Annotated in this window: 14 protein-coding genes and 1 pseudogene; 10 read left to right on the top strand and 5 right to left on the bottom strand. The window is 71.0% G+C overall.

The features are described from left to right. Positions 1-6: 6 nt before the first annotated feature. Positions 7-765 carry a polyprenyl diphosphate synthase gene (gene uppS / locus ABD371_RS27680; protein ID WP_344482571.1) on the bottom strand — a complete coding sequence of 253 codons (759 nt, stop codon included), beginning with the start codon at positions 763-765 and terminating at the stop codon, positions 7-9. Between the two features lie 450 nt (positions 766-1,215). On the opposite strand from uppS, the gene ispH reads away from it, so the two are divergent. The 7 genes from ispH (at position 1,216) to ABD371_RS27645 (ending at position 9,743) form a co-directional block, all read left to right on the top strand. Beyond that, complete coding sequence (gene ispH, locus ABD371_RS27675) at positions 1,216-2,550, top strand: 4-hydroxy-3-methylbut-2-enyl diphosphate reductase (RefSeq protein ID WP_344482566.1); 1,335 nt, start codon at positions 1,216-1,218, stop codon at positions 2,548-2,550. Continuing rightward, positions 2,547-4,424: a 1-deoxy-D-xylulose-5-phosphate synthase gene (locus tag ABD371_RS27670; protein ID WP_344482563.1), complete on the top strand. Its 1,878-nt coding sequence runs from the start codon at positions 2,547-2,549 to the stop codon at positions 4,422-4,424. Before ispH ends, ABD371_RS27670 begins: the two co-directional genes overlap by 4 nt. Further along, positions 4,421-5,548 (top strand): flavodoxin-dependent (E)-4-hydroxy-3-methylbut-2-enyl-diphosphate synthase, encoded by a 1,128-nt coding sequence (gene ispG / locus ABD371_RS27665; RefSeq protein WP_344482560.1) that lies wholly within the window; start codon positions 4,421-4,423, stop codon positions 5,546-5,548. The genes ABD371_RS27670 and ispG overlap by 4 nt, the downstream gene beginning before the upstream one ends. Next, positions 5,545-6,657, top strand: a complete 1,113-nt coding sequence (locus ABD371_RS27660) for a polyprenyl synthetase family protein (RefSeq protein WP_344482557.1) — start codon at positions 5,545-5,547, stop codon at positions 6,655-6,657. Before ispG ends, ABD371_RS27660 begins: the two co-directional genes overlap by 4 nt. A 75-nt stretch (positions 6,658-6,732) precedes the next feature. Next, positions 6,733-7,767, top strand: a complete 1,035-nt coding sequence (locus tag ABD371_RS27655) for a Rieske 2Fe-2S domain-containing protein (RefSeq protein WP_344482554.1) — start codon at positions 6,733-6,735, stop codon at positions 7,765-7,767. Between the two features lie 7 nt (positions 7,768-7,774). Next, positions 7,775-8,812 carry a polyprenyl synthetase family protein gene (locus ABD371_RS27650; RefSeq protein ID WP_344482551.1) on the top strand — a complete coding sequence of 346 codons (1,038 nt, stop codon included), beginning with the start codon at positions 7,775-7,777 and terminating at the stop codon, positions 8,810-8,812. A gap of 43 nt (positions 8,813-8,855) precedes the next feature. Beyond that, positions 8,856-9,743 (top strand): SAM-dependent methyltransferase, encoded by an 888-nt coding sequence (locus tag ABD371_RS27645; protein WP_344482549.1) that lies wholly within the window; start codon positions 8,856-8,858, stop codon positions 9,741-9,743. A gap of 276 nt (positions 9,744-10,019) precedes the next feature. On the opposite strand, the gene ABD371_RS27640 is transcribed toward ABD371_RS27645, so the two are convergent. The 3 genes from ABD371_RS27640 to ABD371_RS27630 all read right to left on the bottom strand — a co-directional run bounded on the left by ABD371_RS27640 (position 10,020) and on the right by ABD371_RS27630 (position 13,522). Next, positions 10,020-10,469: a hypothetical protein gene (locus tag ABD371_RS27640; RefSeq protein WP_344482546.1), complete on the bottom strand. Its 450-nt coding sequence runs from the start codon at positions 10,467-10,469 to the stop codon at positions 10,020-10,022. A gap of 453 nt (positions 10,470-10,922) precedes the next feature. Beyond that, positions 10,923-12,257 (bottom strand): MFS transporter, encoded by a 1,335-nt coding sequence (locus ABD371_RS27635; RefSeq protein ID WP_344482543.1) that lies wholly within the window; start codon positions 12,255-12,257, stop codon positions 10,923-10,925. Then, on the bottom strand, positions 12,254-13,522 hold the full coding sequence (locus tag ABD371_RS27630; RefSeq protein ID WP_344482540.1) for an aminotransferase class V-fold PLP-dependent enzyme: 1,269 nt from the start codon (positions 13,520-13,522) through the stop codon (positions 12,254-12,256). The genes ABD371_RS27635 and ABD371_RS27630 overlap by 4 nt, the downstream gene beginning before the upstream one ends. Here ABD371_RS27630 and ABD371_RS27625 point away from each other — a divergent pair. Continuing rightward, complete coding sequence (locus tag ABD371_RS27625) at positions 13,521-14,984, top strand: aminotransferase-like domain-containing protein (protein ID WP_344482537.1); 1,464 nt, start codon at positions 13,521-13,523, stop codon at positions 14,982-14,984. The two genes, ABD371_RS27630 and ABD371_RS27625, sit on opposite strands and share 2 nt — an antisense overlap. 175 nt (positions 14,985-15,159) lie before the next feature. Continuing rightward, positions 15,160-15,610: pseudogene (locus tag ABD371_RS35885) on the top strand (phosphotransferase); the annotation flags it as partial. A gap of 75 nt (positions 15,611-15,685) precedes the next feature. On the opposite strand, the gene ABD371_RS27620 reads toward ABD371_RS35885, so the two are convergent. Further along, positions 15,686-16,633 carry a helix-turn-helix transcriptional regulator gene (locus ABD371_RS27620; RefSeq protein ID WP_344482535.1) on the bottom strand — a complete coding sequence of 316 codons (948 nt, stop codon included), beginning with the start codon at positions 16,631-16,633 and terminating at the stop codon, positions 15,686-15,688. Between the two features lie 139 nt (positions 16,634-16,772). Between ABD371_RS27620 and ABD371_RS27615 the strand changes: the two genes are divergently transcribed. Further along, the gene (locus tag ABD371_RS27615; RefSeq protein WP_344482533.1) at positions 16,773-17,717 is read left to right on the top strand and encodes an alpha/beta fold hydrolase; all 945 of its coding nucleotides are present in this window, start codon (positions 16,773-16,775) and stop codon (positions 17,715-17,717) included. Positions 17,718-17,789 lie beyond the last annotated feature (72 nt).

Below are 17,789 nucleotides of genomic sequence, written 5' to 3'. Positions count from 1 at the left end.
GCCGGCTCAGAGGCCGTAGGTGCGGGCACGGTGGCCGTACCAGGTCAGCGCGGTGTCGAGGTCGGCCTTGCTGAAGGCGGGCCAGGGTGTGGAGCAGAAGTAGTGCTCGGCGTAGACGGTCTGCCAGGGCATGAAGCCGGAGAGGCGTTGCTCGCCCGCGGTCCGGATGACCAGATCGGGGTCGGGCTGGCCTGCGGTGTCCAGGTTCCGGCTGATGTCGTCAGGGCTGAAGCGCTGGATGAGGTGGTCCAGTGTGCCCGCCTGCTGGTGGCCGGCGATCAGGGCCTGGACGCCGCGGACGATCTCGTCCCGGCCGCCGTAGGCGATGGCGAGGTTGAGCACCGGCCGGTCGAGTCGCCGGGTCTGTTCCGCCGCGGTGTCCAGCGCCCGGGTGACCCGCGGCGGCAGCCGGTGGGGGGTTCCGAGGTAATGGATGCGCCATTGGCGGGTGTCCGCGATGGCCTGGGTGGTCTCGGCGATGACCTGGAGCACTCCGTCGACCTCGGTGGCGGGTCGGTGGAGGTTCTCGGTGGACAGCGGCCACAGGGTGAGGGTGGTGAGGCCGGTGATCTCCTGGCACCAGGTGAGGAAGTCCAGGACCCGCTCCCCGCCGCGCCGGTGGCCGTGCAGGGGAGTGTGCCCATGGGCGCCCGCCCAGCGCCGGTTGCCGTCGAGGATCACCGCCAGGTGTCGCGGGGTGGGCTCCCGGCCTGTTGCCCGGTGGCCGTTTTCCTGGTGGGAGGGCGTATTGGCGAGGGACGTCATATCCCCTCCGGGGAGGTGTTGAAGAGTGCTCAGGGGTGGGTTCCCGCGACACCGGAACCGGCGGAACTCAACGGCTGCCGGGGAACGGAGGAGGAGTTCACTCACATCAGACCCCTGCTGTCGGCCACCGGCCAGAGATCCGCGCCCGCCGTTCCGTGCACGCGTTGAACGCTCGGACACCGCGCCGCCCGCGCCGGGACCGGCTGAGAGCGTCCGTTCAACGCGTGCACGCATGGATCACGGCCCGGCCATTGTCACCGGTGCCGGGCCGGGTGCTTGATGAGGATGTGCTCGGGCGGAGCCGGTTCGGTCCGTGACGTCCTTGCCGGTGCGGGGCGAGAGGGCCCCGGCCCCTCGCCGGAGGCGATCCCTCACCCCGGCCCGCCCGACCCGGTTGTCCACCCTCCACTCGAAACTGATCCCGTCGGCGTGCTCGAAGGAGACGGCCACATGATTGGACCGGAGATCCGCGGTTTTCCCGCGTTACCGCCCAGCCCCACCCTGGCACCGGGAGAGGTGCTGGTGGCCACGGAGGTCACACCCACCGCGGGGCCCCGGGCTCCTTGCCCTGCGGCACCGCTGGTGGCGGCCGAGCTGGAGCGGGCGGGCACGCGAGTGCGTACCGGGCCGGTGGTACTGCTCCCGGAAGGCGCGCCCGGCACCTTTCAGCTGGCAATGGCCGTCGCGGGGAGGACGGGGTCGGCGGTGCGGCAGCCGCTGCCGCTGCCGGCCTGCGGCGCGCTGGTGCCCGCCGGCCACCGGGCCGAGGGCAGCGTGGTGGTGTCCGATCGCCGTGCGTGGGGTGAGGCGTGGAACGCCGTGGAGCTGTGGGCCCGCCTCGCACGTCCGCGCACGGTGCTGCTGGCGGCGCCGCGTTCGTTCTGTGCCGGGGTGGAGCGGGCGATCGAGACGGTGGAGCGCCTGCTGGACGAGCACGCGGCCTCCGGCGTACCGGTGTTCGTGCGCAAGCAGATCGTCCACAACACCCATGTCGTCCGCGATCTGGAAAGGCGCGGTGCGGTGTTCGTGGAGGAGCTGGACGAGGTGCCCGCCGGGGGGCTCGTGGTGTTCTCCGCCCACGGTGTGTCGCCCGCCGTACGCGCGGAGGCGGAACGGCGGGGGCTGAGCGTGGTGGACGCGACCTGCCCGCTGGTCACCAAGGTGCACGCCGAGGCACGGCGGTTCGCCGGCCGGGGTTCCGCCATCGTCCTGATCGGGCACGCGGGCCACGAGGAGGTCGAGGGCACCTTCGGTGAGGCGCCGCAGGCCACCGTCCTGGTCCAGGACACGGACGACGTGGCGGCCCTCGATCTGCCGGCCGACGCCGATGTCGCCTACCTCACCCAGACGACGCTGGCCGTGGACGAGACCGCCGAGGTGATCGACGCGCTGAGGGAGCGGTTCCCGAATCTGCGCGCCCCTGCCTCGCAGGACATCTGCTACGCCACCACCAACCGTCAGCTCGCGCTGCGGGCCGTCGCGGACGAGTCCGATCTGGTGCTGGTGATCGGATCGCGGAACTCCTCCAACTCGGTCCGCCTGGTGGAACTCTGCCGCCGCGCGGGAACCGCGGCCCATCTGATCGAGGACGTTTCACGGATCCGCCCGCAGTGGCTGGAGACCGCCGCCCGGATCGGGCTCACCGCCGGCGCGTCCGCTCCGTCGCCCCTGGTCGACGACGTCATCGCCGCCCTGGGCGGGCTGGGACCGGTGACCGTCGACGAACGGACCACCACCGTCGAGACCGTCCGATTCGCTCCCCCTTCCCCTGTGAGGCCCCGATGAGCGCAGTCCCCACCCCTACCGGTGCCGGTGAGTTTCCGCTGCTGGCCGAGGCGAGCGACCCGAAGGCGCTGCGCGCCCTGCCCGCGGCTCGGCTGCCGGAGCTGGTGGGGGAGATCCGCGCGTTCGTGATCGAGAAGGTCGCCGCGAGCGGCGGCCATCTGGGCCCCAACTTAGGAGTGGTGGAGCTGACGGTCGCTCTGCACCGGGTCTTCGCCTCGCCCCACGACACCGTGCTGTTCGACATAGGCCACCAGGCCTATGTCCACAAGATCCTCACCGGGCGGGCCGGGGCGTTCGGAGGGCTCCGCCGCGCGGGAGGCCTGTCCGGGTATCCGTCCCGTGCCGAGTCCGAGCACGACGTCATCGAGAACTCCCACGCCTCCACGGTCCTGTCGTACGCGGACGGCCTGGCCCACGCCCGCCGGCTGTCCGGCGAGCCGGACCGGGCGGTGGTGGCGGTGATCGGGGACGGTGCCCTGACCGGCGGCATGGCGTGGGAGGCGCTGAACAACATAGGCACCGCCCCCCGGCACCCGCTGATCGTGGTCCTGAACGACAACGGGCGCTCCTACGCCCCCACCACCGGCGCGGTGGCCACGCATCTGGATGCCCTGAAGCGCGGCACCGGTCCCGAGGAGCGCCGAAACCTGTTCACGGATCTCGGGTTCGCCTACCTGGGGCCGGTCGACGGCCATGACACTCCCGGTCTCGAAGCGGTGCTCCACACGGCCCGGGCCCTGGACCGGCCGGTCGTGGTGCATGTGATGACCGTCAAGGGCAAGGGCTACGGACCGGCCGAGCGGGACGACGCCGACCATCTGCACGCGGTCGGCACGATCGACCCCTCGACAGGCCGGCCCGCCCCGACCGCGAGCCCCGCCCCCCTCTCCTGGACCGACCTCTTCGGCCGGGAGCTGCTGCACCTGGCCGAGGAGCGTCAGGACCTCATCGCCCTCACCGCGTCGATGCTGCGCCCGACGGGACTGCACTCCACGGCCACCAGGTTCCCCGGGAGGGTGCTCGATGTCGGGATCGCCGAACAGCACGCCGTCACCTGCGCGGCAGGGCTGGCGACCGGCGGCTACCACCCGGTCGTGGCCATCTACGCCACCTTTCTGAACCGAGCCTTCGACCAGGTTCTGATGGACGTGGCCCTGCACCGGCTGCCGGTCACCTTCGTACTGGACCGGGCCGGGATCACCGGACCCGACGGCCCCTCCCACCACGGCATGTGGGACCTGTCCCTGCTCACCATGGTGCCCGGCCTGCGCATCGCCGCCCCCCGCGACACGAAGCGGCTCGGCATGCTGCTGCGCGAGGCCGTCGCCGGCCAGGGGCCCACCGTCCTGCGTCTGCCCAAAGGGGCACCGGGCTCCGACACGGAGGCGGTGGCGCGTATCGACGGGATCGACATCCTGCGCCGCAGCCCGCACCGCCCGCTGGACGTCATCGTCGTCGCGGTCGGGCCGATGGCCCACGCGTGTCTGGAGGCGGCGGCCCTTCTGGAGGACGACGGCATCGGGGTCACCGTCGCCGATCCGGGCTGGGTGCATCCGGTCAACCCGGCGCTGGCCGCTCTGGCGGCCCGTCACCGCCTGGTCGCCACCGTCGAGGACGGCGTCCGCACCGGCGGCATCGGAGCCGCCGTCACCCAGGCCCTCCAGGACGCCCAGGTGCGGACCCCGGTCACCGTGCTGGGCCTGCCGCCCGCGTTCATCCCCCACGACACCCGCACCAGCCTCCTCGGCCAGGCAGGCCTGGACGGTCCCGGCATCGCCCGCTCCATCAGGACCCACCTCAAGAGGCTGACCTCAGTCGCTCCCCCCGCCGGCGCCTACGCCGCCGGCAGCCCTTCGACGGGGAGGACACCATGAGCGTCCACCTCGGCCTGCCCGCACTCCCCCGCACTCCGGTGCGCCGCCCAACCCGCCAACTCCACGTCGGCGATGTCCTGGTGGGCGGCGGCGCACCGGTCTCCGTCCAGACCATGACCACCACCCTCACCGCCGATGTCGACGCCACCCTCCAGCAGATCGCCGAGGTCACCGCCGCCGGATGCGACATCGTCCGCGTCGCGGTCCCCTCCCAGGACGACGCCGACGCCCTCCCCCGCATCGTCGCCCGCTCCACACTGCCGGTCATCGCCGACATCCACTTCCAGCCCCGCTACGTCTTCGCCGCCATCGACGCCGGCTGCGCCGCCGTACGGGTCAACCCCGGCAACATCCGCAAGTTCGACGACAGGGTCGGCGAGATCGCCAAGGCCGCCGCAGCGGCCGGGGTACCGATCCGGATCGGCGTCAACGCCGGCTCCCTCGACCCCCGGCTCCTGGCCAAACACGGCCGCGCGACCCCCGAAGCCCTCGTGGAATCCGCCCTGTGGGAATGCTCCCTCTTCGAGGAACACGGCTTCCGCGACATCAAGATCGCGGTCAAACACCACGACCCGGCCACGATGATCGCCGCGAACCGGCTCCTCGCCGCCGCCTGCGACTACCCCCTCCACCTCGGCGTCACCGAAGCCGGACCCGCCTTCCAGGGCGCCATCAAAACCGCCGTCGCCTTCGGCATCCTGCTGGGCGAAGGCATCGGGGACACCATCCGCGTCTCCCTCTCCGCGCCCCCGGTCGAACAGGTCAAGGCGGGCTGCCACATCCTGTCCTCCCTCGGACTGCGCCCCCGCAAACTGGAGATCGTCTCCTGCCCCGGCTGCGGACGCCTCCAGGTCGACATCCACCGACTGGCCGCCCAGGTCGAGGCCGCCTTCGACGGCTTCCCGCACCCCATCCGGGTCGCCGTGATGGGCTGCGTCGTCAACGGCCCCGGCGAAGCCCGCGAAGCCGACCTCGGAGTCTCCTGCGGCAACGGCAAGGGCCAGATCTTCCGCAAGGGCCAGGTCATCCGCACCGTCCCCGAGTCCCGCATCGTCGAAGCGCTCCTGGAAGAAGCGCTCGCCCTCGACCCCCTCATCGCCGACGAGGAGGCGGGCCCGTCATGAGCCGCCCGCTCCCGGCCCCGGTATCGAGGACCCTTCCGGATCTGGAATGTCTCAAGGAAGACGTCGAGCAGACTCTGTACGGCTTCCTCACCCGCAAGGCGGAATCGGCGACACCGGGTGGCCGTCTGCCGAATCTGGCGGCCCCGCTCCAGGAGTTCCTGGCCGCCGGGGGCAAACGCATCCGTCCCGTCCTGGCGCTGGTCGGCTGGTACGCCGCGGGCGCGAACGGGGAGCCGGACACGGCACGTCATCTGGCGGCGTCCCTGGAGCTCTTCCACGCCTTCGCCCTCATCCACGACGATGTCATCGACCGCTCCGCCACCCGCCGCGGACGCCCCACCGTCCACCGGGCCCAGGCGGCGCTCGGCGCGCACCGGTCTCCCGCGAACCGCCCGAGACGGCAGGCCGCCGCCGACCGGTTCGGTGAGGGCGCCGCCGTCCTCATCGGCGACCTCGCCCTCATCTGGTCCGACGAACTCCTCCAGGCCGGCCGCCCCTCCCCCGCGCAACTGGAACGGCTGGTACCACTGCTGAACACCATGCGCTCGGAGGTGATCCTGGGCCAGTACCTCGACCTCGATGCCGCCACCTGTCAGCACACCGATGTGGAGTCCGCTCTCGCGGTCATCCGCTACAAGACCGCCAAGTACACGATCGAACGTCCCTTACAGCTGGGGGCGGCGCTCGCCGGGGCCGACGGGGGCCTCATGGAAACGCTGTCGGCGTACGCGATCCCGCTCGGGGAGGCCTTCCAGCTCCGCGACGACCTGCTGGGGCTCTTCGGCAGCCCCGGCCGGACGGGCAAGCCGGTCCTGGACGACCTGCGAGAGGGCAAGAGCACCGTCCTGATCGCGCTCGCCCTCCAGCGCGCCACCCCCGAGCAGGGGGACCGGCTCCGTGCCTTCCTCGGCTGCCCCGCCCTCACCCGGGACCAGGCCGAGACGGCACGCCGCATCATCGAGGCCACCCGTGCCCGTCACACCGTCGAACACATGATCACCGAACGGTACGAGCAGGCCGTGGCCGTACTGGAGGGTTCCGCTGTCGCGGGCCCGATCGCGGACGCCCTGCGCCGTCTCGCCCGCCGGGCCACCCGGAGGGCCGCATGAAACCACGGTCCCCCCGGCCCGGCACGGCCCGCGTTCTTGCCCATCCGCCTCCCAGCACAGCAGAGGGGACCCGCCATGCGTATCCGTCGTACCCGTGACCAGGTCCGGCCCAGAAGTGACTCCGACCCGGTCCTGCCCTACCCGAACGGCTGGTTCTGTGTGGGGACCGCGGCCGAATGGAGGCCGAAGACCGTCCTCACCAAGCCCTTCATGGGGCAGGAGATCGTGGTGTACCGGACCGAGCGGGGAACCCTCCGCGCGGTACGCCCCCACTGCCCGCACCTGGGGGCCCATCTGGGATTCGGCGGCACCGTGGACGGGGAGTTGCTGGTCTGCCCCTTCCACCGGTTCGCGTTCGGTCCGGACGGGGCCTGCGCGCGGACCCCTTACGGGCTGCCGCCCCGCGCCGGCCTCCAACTGGTGCCGGTCACCCAGGCGGCGGGGCTCGTCTGGGCCTGGCACTCCCACGACGGGACACCTCCGTCATGGCAGCTTCCCGAGAAGCTGACCCGGCTCTCCACCCGGCACATCCACATCCGGAGCCTGGAGGTCGACGGCCACTCCCTGGACGTCGCGGAGAACGCCATCGACTTCCGGCACTTCCCCCATGTGCACAGGATCGACGCGGAGGCGCTCTCGGAGCCCAAGGAGGACGGGCCCTTCTATCACATGGACATCCGGCTTCGGCGTCCCATGCCGCCCTTCGGCACCATCGTCCAGGATTTCAGCGTCAGCCTCATCGGCGTTGCCGGACCCTTCGTCGAGATCGACCTGCCACTGGCCCACGCCCGGGTGACCGGCTGCGTCTTCAGCACGCCCATAGCGCCGCGAAGGAATCGGATCCACTTCGTGTCCGCGGCGACGTTCACACGACCGGGCCGCCCGTCGCGTGGTGTCAGCCGTATCGCGGCCGGCGTCCTGGAATCGGCCGTGAGTCGCGTCCTCGGCCGCTACCACTATCGCGACGCCGCTCACGACTTCCCCATCTGGAGCCACCGGGAATTCCTCCCGCACCCCAGGATCAACGGGGCCGATTCCCCCATCGGGCCCTTCCGCATCTGGGCCAGGCAGTTCTACCCGTCTGTCGGCGAAGACCGAGAAGCGAAATGAGGCACGCGTGACGCGACCCACGACCCGGTCTCCGGATGTGATCCTGGCCCGGACCCGCGAGCTGACCACTCCGCCGCTGCGCGCGGCCACCGACGGCCTCCACCCTTCCCTGGCGCGCGTGTGCGCGTACCACTTCGGCTGGTGCGACCGGTACGGCTCCCCCCGGCGCGGTGCCGTACCGAGCAAGATGGTGCGGGCCGCGACCGCCCTGCTGGCCGCCGAGGCGGCCGGGGGCGAGCACCGCGAACCAGCGGCCGTGCCCGGTGCCGTGGCCGTCGAGCTGCTGCACAACTTCACGCTGCTGCACGACGACGTGCTCGACGAGGACAAGCTGCGCCGGGGACGTCCCACGGCCTGGGTGGTCTTCGGTTCCGGGCTCGCCGTCCTCGCCGGTGACGCCCTCACCGCGGCCGCGGCCCGGACCCTGGCGGACATCGGCACCGACGCCGGCCACCGGGCTCTGGCCATCCTCCTGGAGTGCTTCGCCGCTCTCTGCGACGGCGAGGCCGACGACCTCGACCTCTCCCGCCCCACCACCGTCGAGGACTATCTCCGTATGAGCGCCGGCAAGACCGGCTCCCTGCTCGCCGCCTCCGCCGCCATCGGAGCGACCCTCGCGTCCGGCGACGACCGCCTCGTCGGCGGACTCCGATCCGCCTGCCTCGCCGCGGCTCTCGCCTGGCAGGCCGCCAACGACGTGGAGGACATCTGGGGCTGGGGCGACCCCGCCGTCACCGGCAAACCCGCCTTCGGCGATCTGCGGCAGCGCAAGGTCACCCTGCCCGTCCTGGCGGCGGCCCGCTCCGGCACTCCGGCCGGAGACGAGATCGCCGCGCTCCTGGCCGCCACGGCCGACGACCCGCCGTGGGACGTGGCGCACATCGCCCGTCTGATCGAGAAGGCCGGGGGCCGCGCCTACGCCGAACAGCTCGCCAGGGACCAACTCATCACCGCGCACCGAGAGCTGGACCGCGTGGGCATACCGGATCCGGCCAAGAGCGAACTGGCCTCCCTGTTCCGCCTCATCGTCACCCGCACCTTCTGACATCACCGCGAGAGCCCGCCCCACACCGATCGGAGACGTACTCATGGACCTCCAGACCGAAGCCCCCCAGAACGTCGTGCGCGACGACTACGAGCACCGCCTGCACCAGCACTGGGCGGAGAAGCAGAACGACCCGATCAACCTGCTCCTCGGCGAGGCGGACGGCCTCTACCACCACCACTTCGCCACCGGCGACTTCGACCGCTCCATCCTCGACGCGCCCGCCGAGCAGCGCGGCCGGCTCATCCTGGAGGAGATGCACCGCATGGAGAACGACCAGGTCAAACTCATCCTCGACCGCCTGGGCCCGGTCCCTGCCCGCGCCCGGGTGCTGGACGCCGGCTCCGGACGGGGCGGCACGTCCTTCGCCATCCACGACACCTTCGGCTGCGAGGTCGACGGCGTCAACTTCTGCACCCACCACATAGAGTTCGCCCAAGAGCTCGCCGAGCGCCGCGGCTCGGCGGGATCCGTGCGGTTCACCTACGCCAACATGGCCGCCACCCCCTTCCCGGACGCCTCGTTCCAGTACATCGTCACCAACGAGACGACCATGTACGTGGACCTCTTCGAGGCGTTCGGGGAGTTCGCCCGCCTTCTGGAGCCGGGCGGCCGGTACGTCCTGACCACCTGGTGCGCCAACGACGCCGTCGCCCTCGACACACCCGAGGTCAAGGCCATCGACGAGCACTATGTGTGCCACATCCACCACCGCAGCACCTACTTCCGCGCCCTCGCCGCCCATGGCCTCGCACCCGTCGAGGTCACCGACCTCACCCAGGACGCCATCCCGTACTGGGAACTGCGCGAACACTGCGACCTGCGCACCGGCGTCGAGTCGCCCTTCCTCAACGGCCACCGCGCCAACGTCCTCAACTACCTCACCATCACCGCCGAACGCGTCCTCACACCCACCGTTCCCCCGCACTGACCCGACGGACAGGGTCAGCGGCGGGGACTCACCGGCGGTCACGAACCGAACCCCTCGGCGGCCAGGCGGCCCACAGGACCGGCCACCAGCGACCGACGCTTCGCCTCCAGACACCTGGCCTCGCACGCCGCTCTTCGCCGGACGCCCCCGGTCCCTTGGGCCGGTTCACGGGACTCAGGGCAAATGGATCATCCATGACCGATGCATAGCCTCGCGCCCGCCGTCATCGCACGCACAGACGGCGAACGAGGCATGTGTTCACCCGCAGAATCGTTCCTAACCTCCGCGTCTGGCCCTGCGCCGTGCGGCGCGGCCTTTCCGGCGAACCGGGGCGAGTGCCCGGGGCGGGCGGAGCGCTCGGGGCCGGGCGCTCCTGGTCAGGACGGCGTCCGGGGCAGGGCCGAGTCCCGTGCCGATGCCGATGCCGATGCCGTGCAGGAGTCGGAGGAAGCGGTCGAGGTTGAGCAGGCGGTTCGGGTGCACGGAGATGGGCGGCGCGTCCTCGTCCAGGGAGATCGGCAGGGCTCGCGGCCGGCGCCGGTACAGCGCACGCAGTGACCGCGCGTAGCCGGTGACGGATTCCTCCCGTGCCGCGGGGTCCAGGGGAGGGACCGTCCAGGAGCCGGGCATGAGGCCGAGGGCGAGGTCGACGACGTCCTGGCGGTCCTCGACGTAGTTGTACAGGGCCCGTACGGTGACCCCGAGTTCAGCCGCGAGGGCGCGCACGATGACGGATCGGAACCCTTGCGCACCGGCCGTCTCCAGCCGTGCTCCGCCCCGACGGCACTCCGTGGACGGGCCAGGACACCGCGGCCCTGCTCACTTCCGCCCTGGCACTCGCCGCCTTCCCGGTCGTCCAGCTCCGTGTGCCCGCTCCGACGCTGGAGTTACGGCTGTTCACCCGGCCCGGTGATCGGCTCCGGCCATCTGCTCCAGGGCGCGGGCTTCATGGCCCCGGCACTGCTGGTCACACCCGGCACACCGTGGTGGGCGCTGCTCGTACCGCTGCCGGCCCGGGAAGTCGGTGGCGGAATCGCCGGAGCACCGGTGATGGCCGCGGCGGTCCGGGTCACCGAACCCGAGCGGGTCGGCATGGTCACCGGGACCGTCGCCTCCCTCGCCCCGAACAGAGCCGGGAAGCGGCCCGATGACCATGAAGCCGCCGCGTTCCGGGTGCCGTCAGGCCGCGCTCGGCTCCCCGGTGGCCGAGGGCATCGTGGTCAGCCGGGTGACGGGCGACCGGAAGAGCGCGACCACGACGAGGGCCGAGGCGATCGCCGCGACCGTCAGGGCGTTGCCGGCGCCGATCCCGCCGGAGAGGAGGCCCGCGGCGAGGCCGCCGAGAGCGCCGCCGCCGAAGAGCAGGGTGCGGAAGGACGCGGTCATCCGCCCCATCAGCCGCTGTGGGGTGCCGATCTGCCGGAGGCTCACGATGATGACGCCCGCGACGCCGAGTCCGAGGTAGGTGATGAGGAACGAGAGGACGAAGAGCGCCACCATCACCGGCCGGGGTCCGGCGGCCACGGCGATCAGGACGGGGCCGAGCAGCAGCGCCGACTGGGACACGAGGTAGACGCGCCCGAGCGGGAAGCGCCGGATGACCCTGCGGGAGATCGTGGCCCCGGCCAGGCCGCCGAGGGAGGCCGCCGCGAAGATACCGCCGATGGTCGCCGGGCTGAGCCCGACGTCGTTCGTCCCGTACAGCAGGAACATGGTCCAGACGGAGATCATCGAGAAGTTGCAGCAGAAGCCGATCAGCGCGAGGGACCGAAGAACGGGGTCGCCGAAGACCCAGCGCAGACCGTCCCGCAGTTCGGTCGGCAGATGCCGCCGGTCCGCGGGCCGCTCGGAGGACTGCTCGGAGGAGCGCTCGGCCCGCGGCCCGGGTCGTGGCTCGCGGGTCCGGATGAGCAGCAGGGAGACGATCGACACCAGGTAGGAGAAGGCGTCCACGATCAGCGCCACGGGTGCGGTCAGCGCCGCGACCAGCAGTCCGGCGAGCCCGGGGCCGGCCACATCGGCCGCCGACGACCCTGCGCCGAGTTTCGCGCCGGCCTCCACGTACTGCTTGGGGTCACGCACCAGGCTGGGCACATACGACATCCAGCTGACGTCGAAGAGCACGGACGCGGTGCCGACGGCGCAGGCGATCGCCATCAGCGTCACCATGTCGAGCGCGTCCAGCCAGTGGAGAACCGGCACCAGCGCGAGGAGGACCATGCGGACCGTGTTGGCACCGAGCATCAGCCGCCGACGCCGGGCCCGGTCCACCCAGACCCCGAAGAGCAGGGCGAGTCCGAGATAGGGCACGAGTTGGAGGAAGCGCAGCACACCGACCTGCTCGTCGGTGGCGTCGAAGGCGCTGATCGCGGTGAGCGGCAGGGCGAGATGGGTGACATGCGCGCCCAGCAGCGAGAGGGTCTCGCCGAGCCAGAGCTTGAGGAAGTCGCCGTTGCGCCAGAGGCTTCCGCCCTCGGAAGCCTCTGGCGGGCGGGACGACGCGACGGCCGTCAACGCGGCCCCCGCCGTGTGTCCCGGGAGTGGCTCATGATGTCGGCGACAGCGGCGGCGACCTCGTCCACTTCCCACTCGGTGTTGTAGTAGTGGGGGGACAGCCGCAGGCACCAGTCGACGTTCTTGGTGGTGAAGTCGAACTGCGCGAACTCGCGGAAGCTCAGGGCGGAGTTGATGGAGCGGGCGTCCATGGCGGCCTTGAACGGCTGTGGTTCCCAGCCCTCGACGGCGAAGGTCACCAGGGCGGCCAGCCGCGGCCCCCGGTCGAGGACACGCACCCCGGGGATCGGTGCGAGCGCCTCGCGGAGCCGGGCCGCCAGCGCGGGGGTGCGGTGCGCGACGGCCTCCATGCCGATACCGCGGGCATAGCGGACCGCGGCGGCGCTGCCGAGCACGGTGGCGTAGGGGAACTCCCACTCCTCGAACCGGGCGGCGGAGTCCACGGCCTCGTAGCGGTCCGGCGCTGTCCAGCGGGCCCCGTGCATGTCGATGAAGAGCGGCTCGTACCCCGCGCGCAGGAAGGAGTCGGAGGCGTAGAGGAATCCGGAGGCCCGGGGGCCGCGCAGGAATTTCCGGCAGGTGGCGGTGAGCAGGTCGCAGCCGATCTCCGCCACGTCGATCGGGTACTGACCGACCGACTGGCAGGCGTCGACGAGATAGAGCAGGTCCAGTTCGCGGCAGTGGCGGCCGATCTCGGCGATGGGCGAGACCAGTCCGGAGTTGGTGGGAATGTGAGTGGCCGACACCAGCCGGGGGCGGAGGGATCTCATCAGCGCGGCCATCGCCTCCACGTCCACCCCGCCCTCCGGGGTGTCCGGGGCGTGCGCGACGGTCACGCCGAACCTCTTGCGCAGGGAGAGGAAGGCGATCTGGTTGGAGACGAAGTCGTCGCGGGTGGTCAGGATGGTGTCGCCGGGCTCGAACGGGATCGCGGAGAGGGCGTTGGCATAGGCGTGTGTGGCGCTGCCCGCGAAGGCGATGTTGCGGGGGGCGGCGTTGATCAACGCGGCGACCTCGGTGTGGAATTCGCCGATGTCGGCGGCCCGGGCGGCCGAGGCCTCGTAGCCGCCGATCCGCGCCTCCAGGCGCAGATGGTCGAGCACCGCGTCCAGTACGGGGGTGGCCATCAGCCCGCAGCCCGCGTTGTTGAAGTGGATGACGTTCCGGCAGCCGGGCGTGTCGGCCCGCAGGGCCTCGATGTCCCAGTGGGGTGTCCCGGGAAGCGGTTCCGCAGGGGAGTTAATAGCGCTACCATGATCTTTCATGTCTGACAGTAGCACTTCCCAAGAGCTGGCGACCAGGATCCGTGAACTGCTCACCGGCCTCGCTCCGGGCGACCGGCTGCCCAGCAGCCGGGAGCTGATCCAGCGTTACCGGGTCGGCCCCGCCACCGTCGCGCGCGCCATCGCCCTGCTCGCCGCGGAGGGCGCGGTGGTGACCCGGCCGGGCAGCGGCACCTATGCCGCACCGCGCGCCCGGCCCCGTACCGAGGTCGCCGACACCGCCTGGCAGACGGTCGCGCTGACCGACCGCGCCGTCGACACCCGGCTGATCGCCGATGTCCCGCCGGCACCGGCGGGGACGATCACGATGGACGGCGGCTATGTGCACCGGTCGCTCCAGCCCGGCCGGGCGCTGAGTGCCGCGCTGGCCCGCGCCGCCCGCCGCCCGGACGCCTGGGACCGCGCTCCCGCGAGCGGCCTGGCGGCACTGCGCGCCGTGTTCGCCCGCATCGCGGGCGGCGGGGTGACACCCGAGGACGTCCTGATCACCGCAGGCGGGCAGAGCGCCCTGTCCATCGCGTTCCGCGCGATCGCCGGGCCCGGAGCCCCGGTGCTGGTGGACTCGCCCGGCTATCCGGGCGCCATCGCCGCCGCCCGCGCCGCCGGGCTCCGCCCGGTGCCCGTACCGGTCGACGAGGACGGCGTCCGGCCCGATCTGCTCGCCGACGCTTTCGCGATGACCGGGGCACGGCTGTTATACTGCCAGCCCACCTTCCAGAATCCGACCGGTGCCGTACTGGCACCGGACCGCCGCCGCCAAGTCCTCGACGTGGCGCGGGCGACGGGCGCCTTCGTCGTCGAGGACGACTTCGCCCGCCATCTCGGACACGGCGGTACGGTGCCGAGGCCCCTGCTGACCGACGACGGCGACGGCACCGTCGTCCACATCACCTCCCTCACCAAGCCGGCCGCCCCGAGCCTGCGGATCGGCGCCCTGATCGCCCGGGGCCCGGTGATGGAACGGCTGCGGGCGGTCCGCCAGGTCGACGACTTCTTCATCACACGCCCCCTCCAGGAGGCCGCCCTGGAACTGCTCAGCTCCCCGTCCTGGGAACGGCACATCCGTACCCTCGCCGAAGAACTGCGCGGACGCTGCTCCCTGCTGGCCACCGCGATCGCCCACCAGATCCCGGAGTGGAGCCCCGCCCGCCCGCCCGCAGGCGGCCTGCACCTCTGGTACCGCCTGCCTGCCGGCACCGACGACCTCGCCTTCACCGCCGCCGCCCGCCGGCACGGTGTCGCCGTCAGCCCGGGCACCCGCTACTTCGCCACCGAGCCGCCCGCCCCCCATCTCCGTCTCGGCTTCGCCGCCACGGGCGACCGCGCCGAACTGACCGAGGCGGCACGGAGGCTGGGTGCCCTGGTACGGGGCGAGGTCCCGCCCGGGGAGGGTGGCATCTCAAAGATCGAAAGTGCCGCTTTCCTTCACGAGAGAACCCAATAGCGCTTCCAGCGAAAGCGGAGAAGCGGTTCAGCCCGGGCCGGAGCGGCGGATGCCCGCCGCCTGCGTCACCGCCATGGTCGCCTGTCTGGCCTCGCTGGTGGCCCTGCCGGTCAGGCGCAGGCGTCAGCGAAAAACCCCTACATGATCAGAAACGTTGACACGGGGCACTGTCTGCCACGCCAAGGCACTGGAGCAGCTGCACACCGGCATGCGCGAGGTTGACGTGCCGAGCCCACGGTTCACGGATCGCGTCGCGCAGGCGGAAGGCGTCGTCGCCGACCGGTCGAGGACCGCGGTGCCGTGGAGCAGCTGCTCCACGGCGAGCCGCATCCGGGCAATGTGCTCGGCACGGAGAACGGCCCGCTCTTCATCGGCCTTGAGACATGCTGCCCCGGACCTGTCGAGTTCGATCCCGACCATGCCCCGAGGCGGTCGGCGAGCACTGTCCGCACGTTGACCGAGGGCTGCTGGACAAGTGCCGGCAGCTCGTTCCGGCGATGGTCCCGGCCTGGCGTTGGGAGCGTGACGACCAGCTTCCGAACCGGAGGCGATCCGAAGAGGAATTCCTCCGCTCGCTGCGCGCGGGCCCTCCTTGGCCGACGCTCGACACGGTCACCGGGCGATTGGACAGTCCGCAGAAAACCGCGAGCGCGCCTTCAGGGTCCGTACGCACTTCGACACCTTCGACACCGCGGGACGGCTCAGCCGTATCGCTCGACGAGCGCCTTGCCGATCGAGGCCAGGCGGTCCCGCACCCCCGGAGGGCCGGTCACCTCGAGCCATTCGATCAGCCCGGCCAGCTCGCCGGCGAGCATGTACTCGTCGTGTCCGCGGATCACGACCTCGACACGGCCGTCGGTCGCGGAACCTCCCACCTCGAGCCGATCGCCGAGCGCCATCCGGAGCAGGCCCATCCCGTGGGGTACGCATACCGCCTGGATCTCAAGGGGTGTTCGCTTGCGGTCGATCTCGTCGGCGATCTCGCGCCAGCTCTCCGCAAGGTCGAAGTCCCCGGGCCGGTGCACCGGATCGCCGGTCGGGCCGACGGACGACACACGGTCGATCCGGAAGATCCGCCGACCGGCCCCGGTGTGGGAGACGAGGTACCACGACGGACCTTTGGCGACGATGCCCAGCGGATGGACAGTTCTCTCGGTCTCGGCACCTTCGCGGTCGACGTAGCCGAGCCGCACCTGCACGCCGCGGATCACCGCGTCCTGGAGTTCGTCGAGGAAGCGGGGCGGTCGGTGCTCGACCCGGCTCGTCCCCCACCGCTGCGGGTCCACGACCAACGACGACGCCGCCGCCTCGGCCTGCGTCCGGAAGGGCTCCGGCAGGGCATGAACGAGCTTGCGCAGGGCTGCTTTCACGGCCGGCGTGGCGGCCGAGGCAGGGCCTGCGACCAGGAACAGAGCGCGGGCCTCACTCGCGGTCAACCCGGACAGATCGGTGCGGGCACCACCCACGAGACGCCAGCCACCGCCTCGGCCCTGCACGGAGTACACGGGCACCCCTGCCATGGCCAGGGCGTCGAGGTCACGACGGGCGGTGCGCTCGGAGACCTCCAGCTCTTTGGCGACCTCTGCCGCCGTCACCCGCTCACGCCGTTGCAGCAGGAGAAGGACGGCCACCAGCCTGTCGGTTCGCATACCGATAAAACTCTCACATGAAACCGGTCATGGAGTGACCGGTTTCAGTCGGCAAGATGGCGGCATGCCCCAGGGGTGCACCGATGCCTCCTTCGGGGCCTTCACCGCCTGATCCCCCGAAAGGAAGAGAGGGAATACCATGTTCGATCCAGCCGATTTCCCGGATCCCACCATCATTTCAGTGAACGGCGTGGAGCTTGAGGTCTTCGAAGCAGGCCGACAGAATGCGGGGAAACCCATTGTCCTCTGTCACGGCTGGCCGGAGCACGCCTTCTCCTGGCGTCATCAGGTGCCTGCCCTTGCCGCAGCGGGCTACCACGTCATCGTCCCCAACCAGCGGGGTTATGGGAACTCATCCCGTCCGGCCGAAGTGACGGACTACGACATTGAACACCTGTCAGGTGATCTCGTCGCGCTGCTCGATCACTACGGATACGAGGATGCCGCCTTTGTCGGCCATGACTGGGGTGCGATGGTCGTCTGGGGGCTGACCCTGCTGCATCCGAAGCGTGTGAACAAAGTGATCAACCTGAGCCTGCCCTACCAGGAGCGCGGAGAGAAGCCCTGGGTCGAGTCCATGGAGGATGTGCTCGGCAGCGACTTCTACTTCGTCCACTTCAATCGGCGTCCAGGCGTCGCGGACTCCGTGTTCGAAGAGAACACCTCCCGGTTCCTTCGCAATATGTACCGGAAGAACGAGCCCCCCAGAGAGCCTCGGCCGGGTATGGCGCTGATCGATCTCGCCAGAGCGGAAACGCCACTGGGCGATCCCGTCATGAGCGACAGCGAACTGGCCGTTTTCGTCACCGCCTTCGAATCGACAGGGTTCACGGGCAGTGTGAACTGGTACAGGAACCTTGACCGCAACTGGCACTTGCTGGCGGACGCGGACCCGATCATCCAGCAGCCCACGCTCATGATCTACGGCGACCGGGACGCGGTCCAGAGGTCCGAGAAACTCGCGGAGTTCGTGCCCCATGTGGAAGTGGTCAGCCTGGATTGCGGTCATTGGATCCAACAGGAGAAGCCGGAAGAAACAAACCAGGTGATTACGGAATGGCTGGCACAGCAGGATGCCGACTAGTGTCTCGTGATCCGGTTCGTGCCGTCTGAACCTCTTCGAGCCGTCGGGCGGCCTGCCTGGGCATACCCCGCC

Origin of the sequence: Streptomyces amakusaensis (genome assembly GCF_039532665.1) — a bacterium.
GTDB classification, from domain to species: Bacteria; Actinomycetota; Actinomycetes; order Streptomycetales; family Streptomycetaceae; genus Streptomyces; species Streptomyces amakusaensis.
This window is presented reverse-complemented; position numbering and strand designations above follow the sequence as displayed.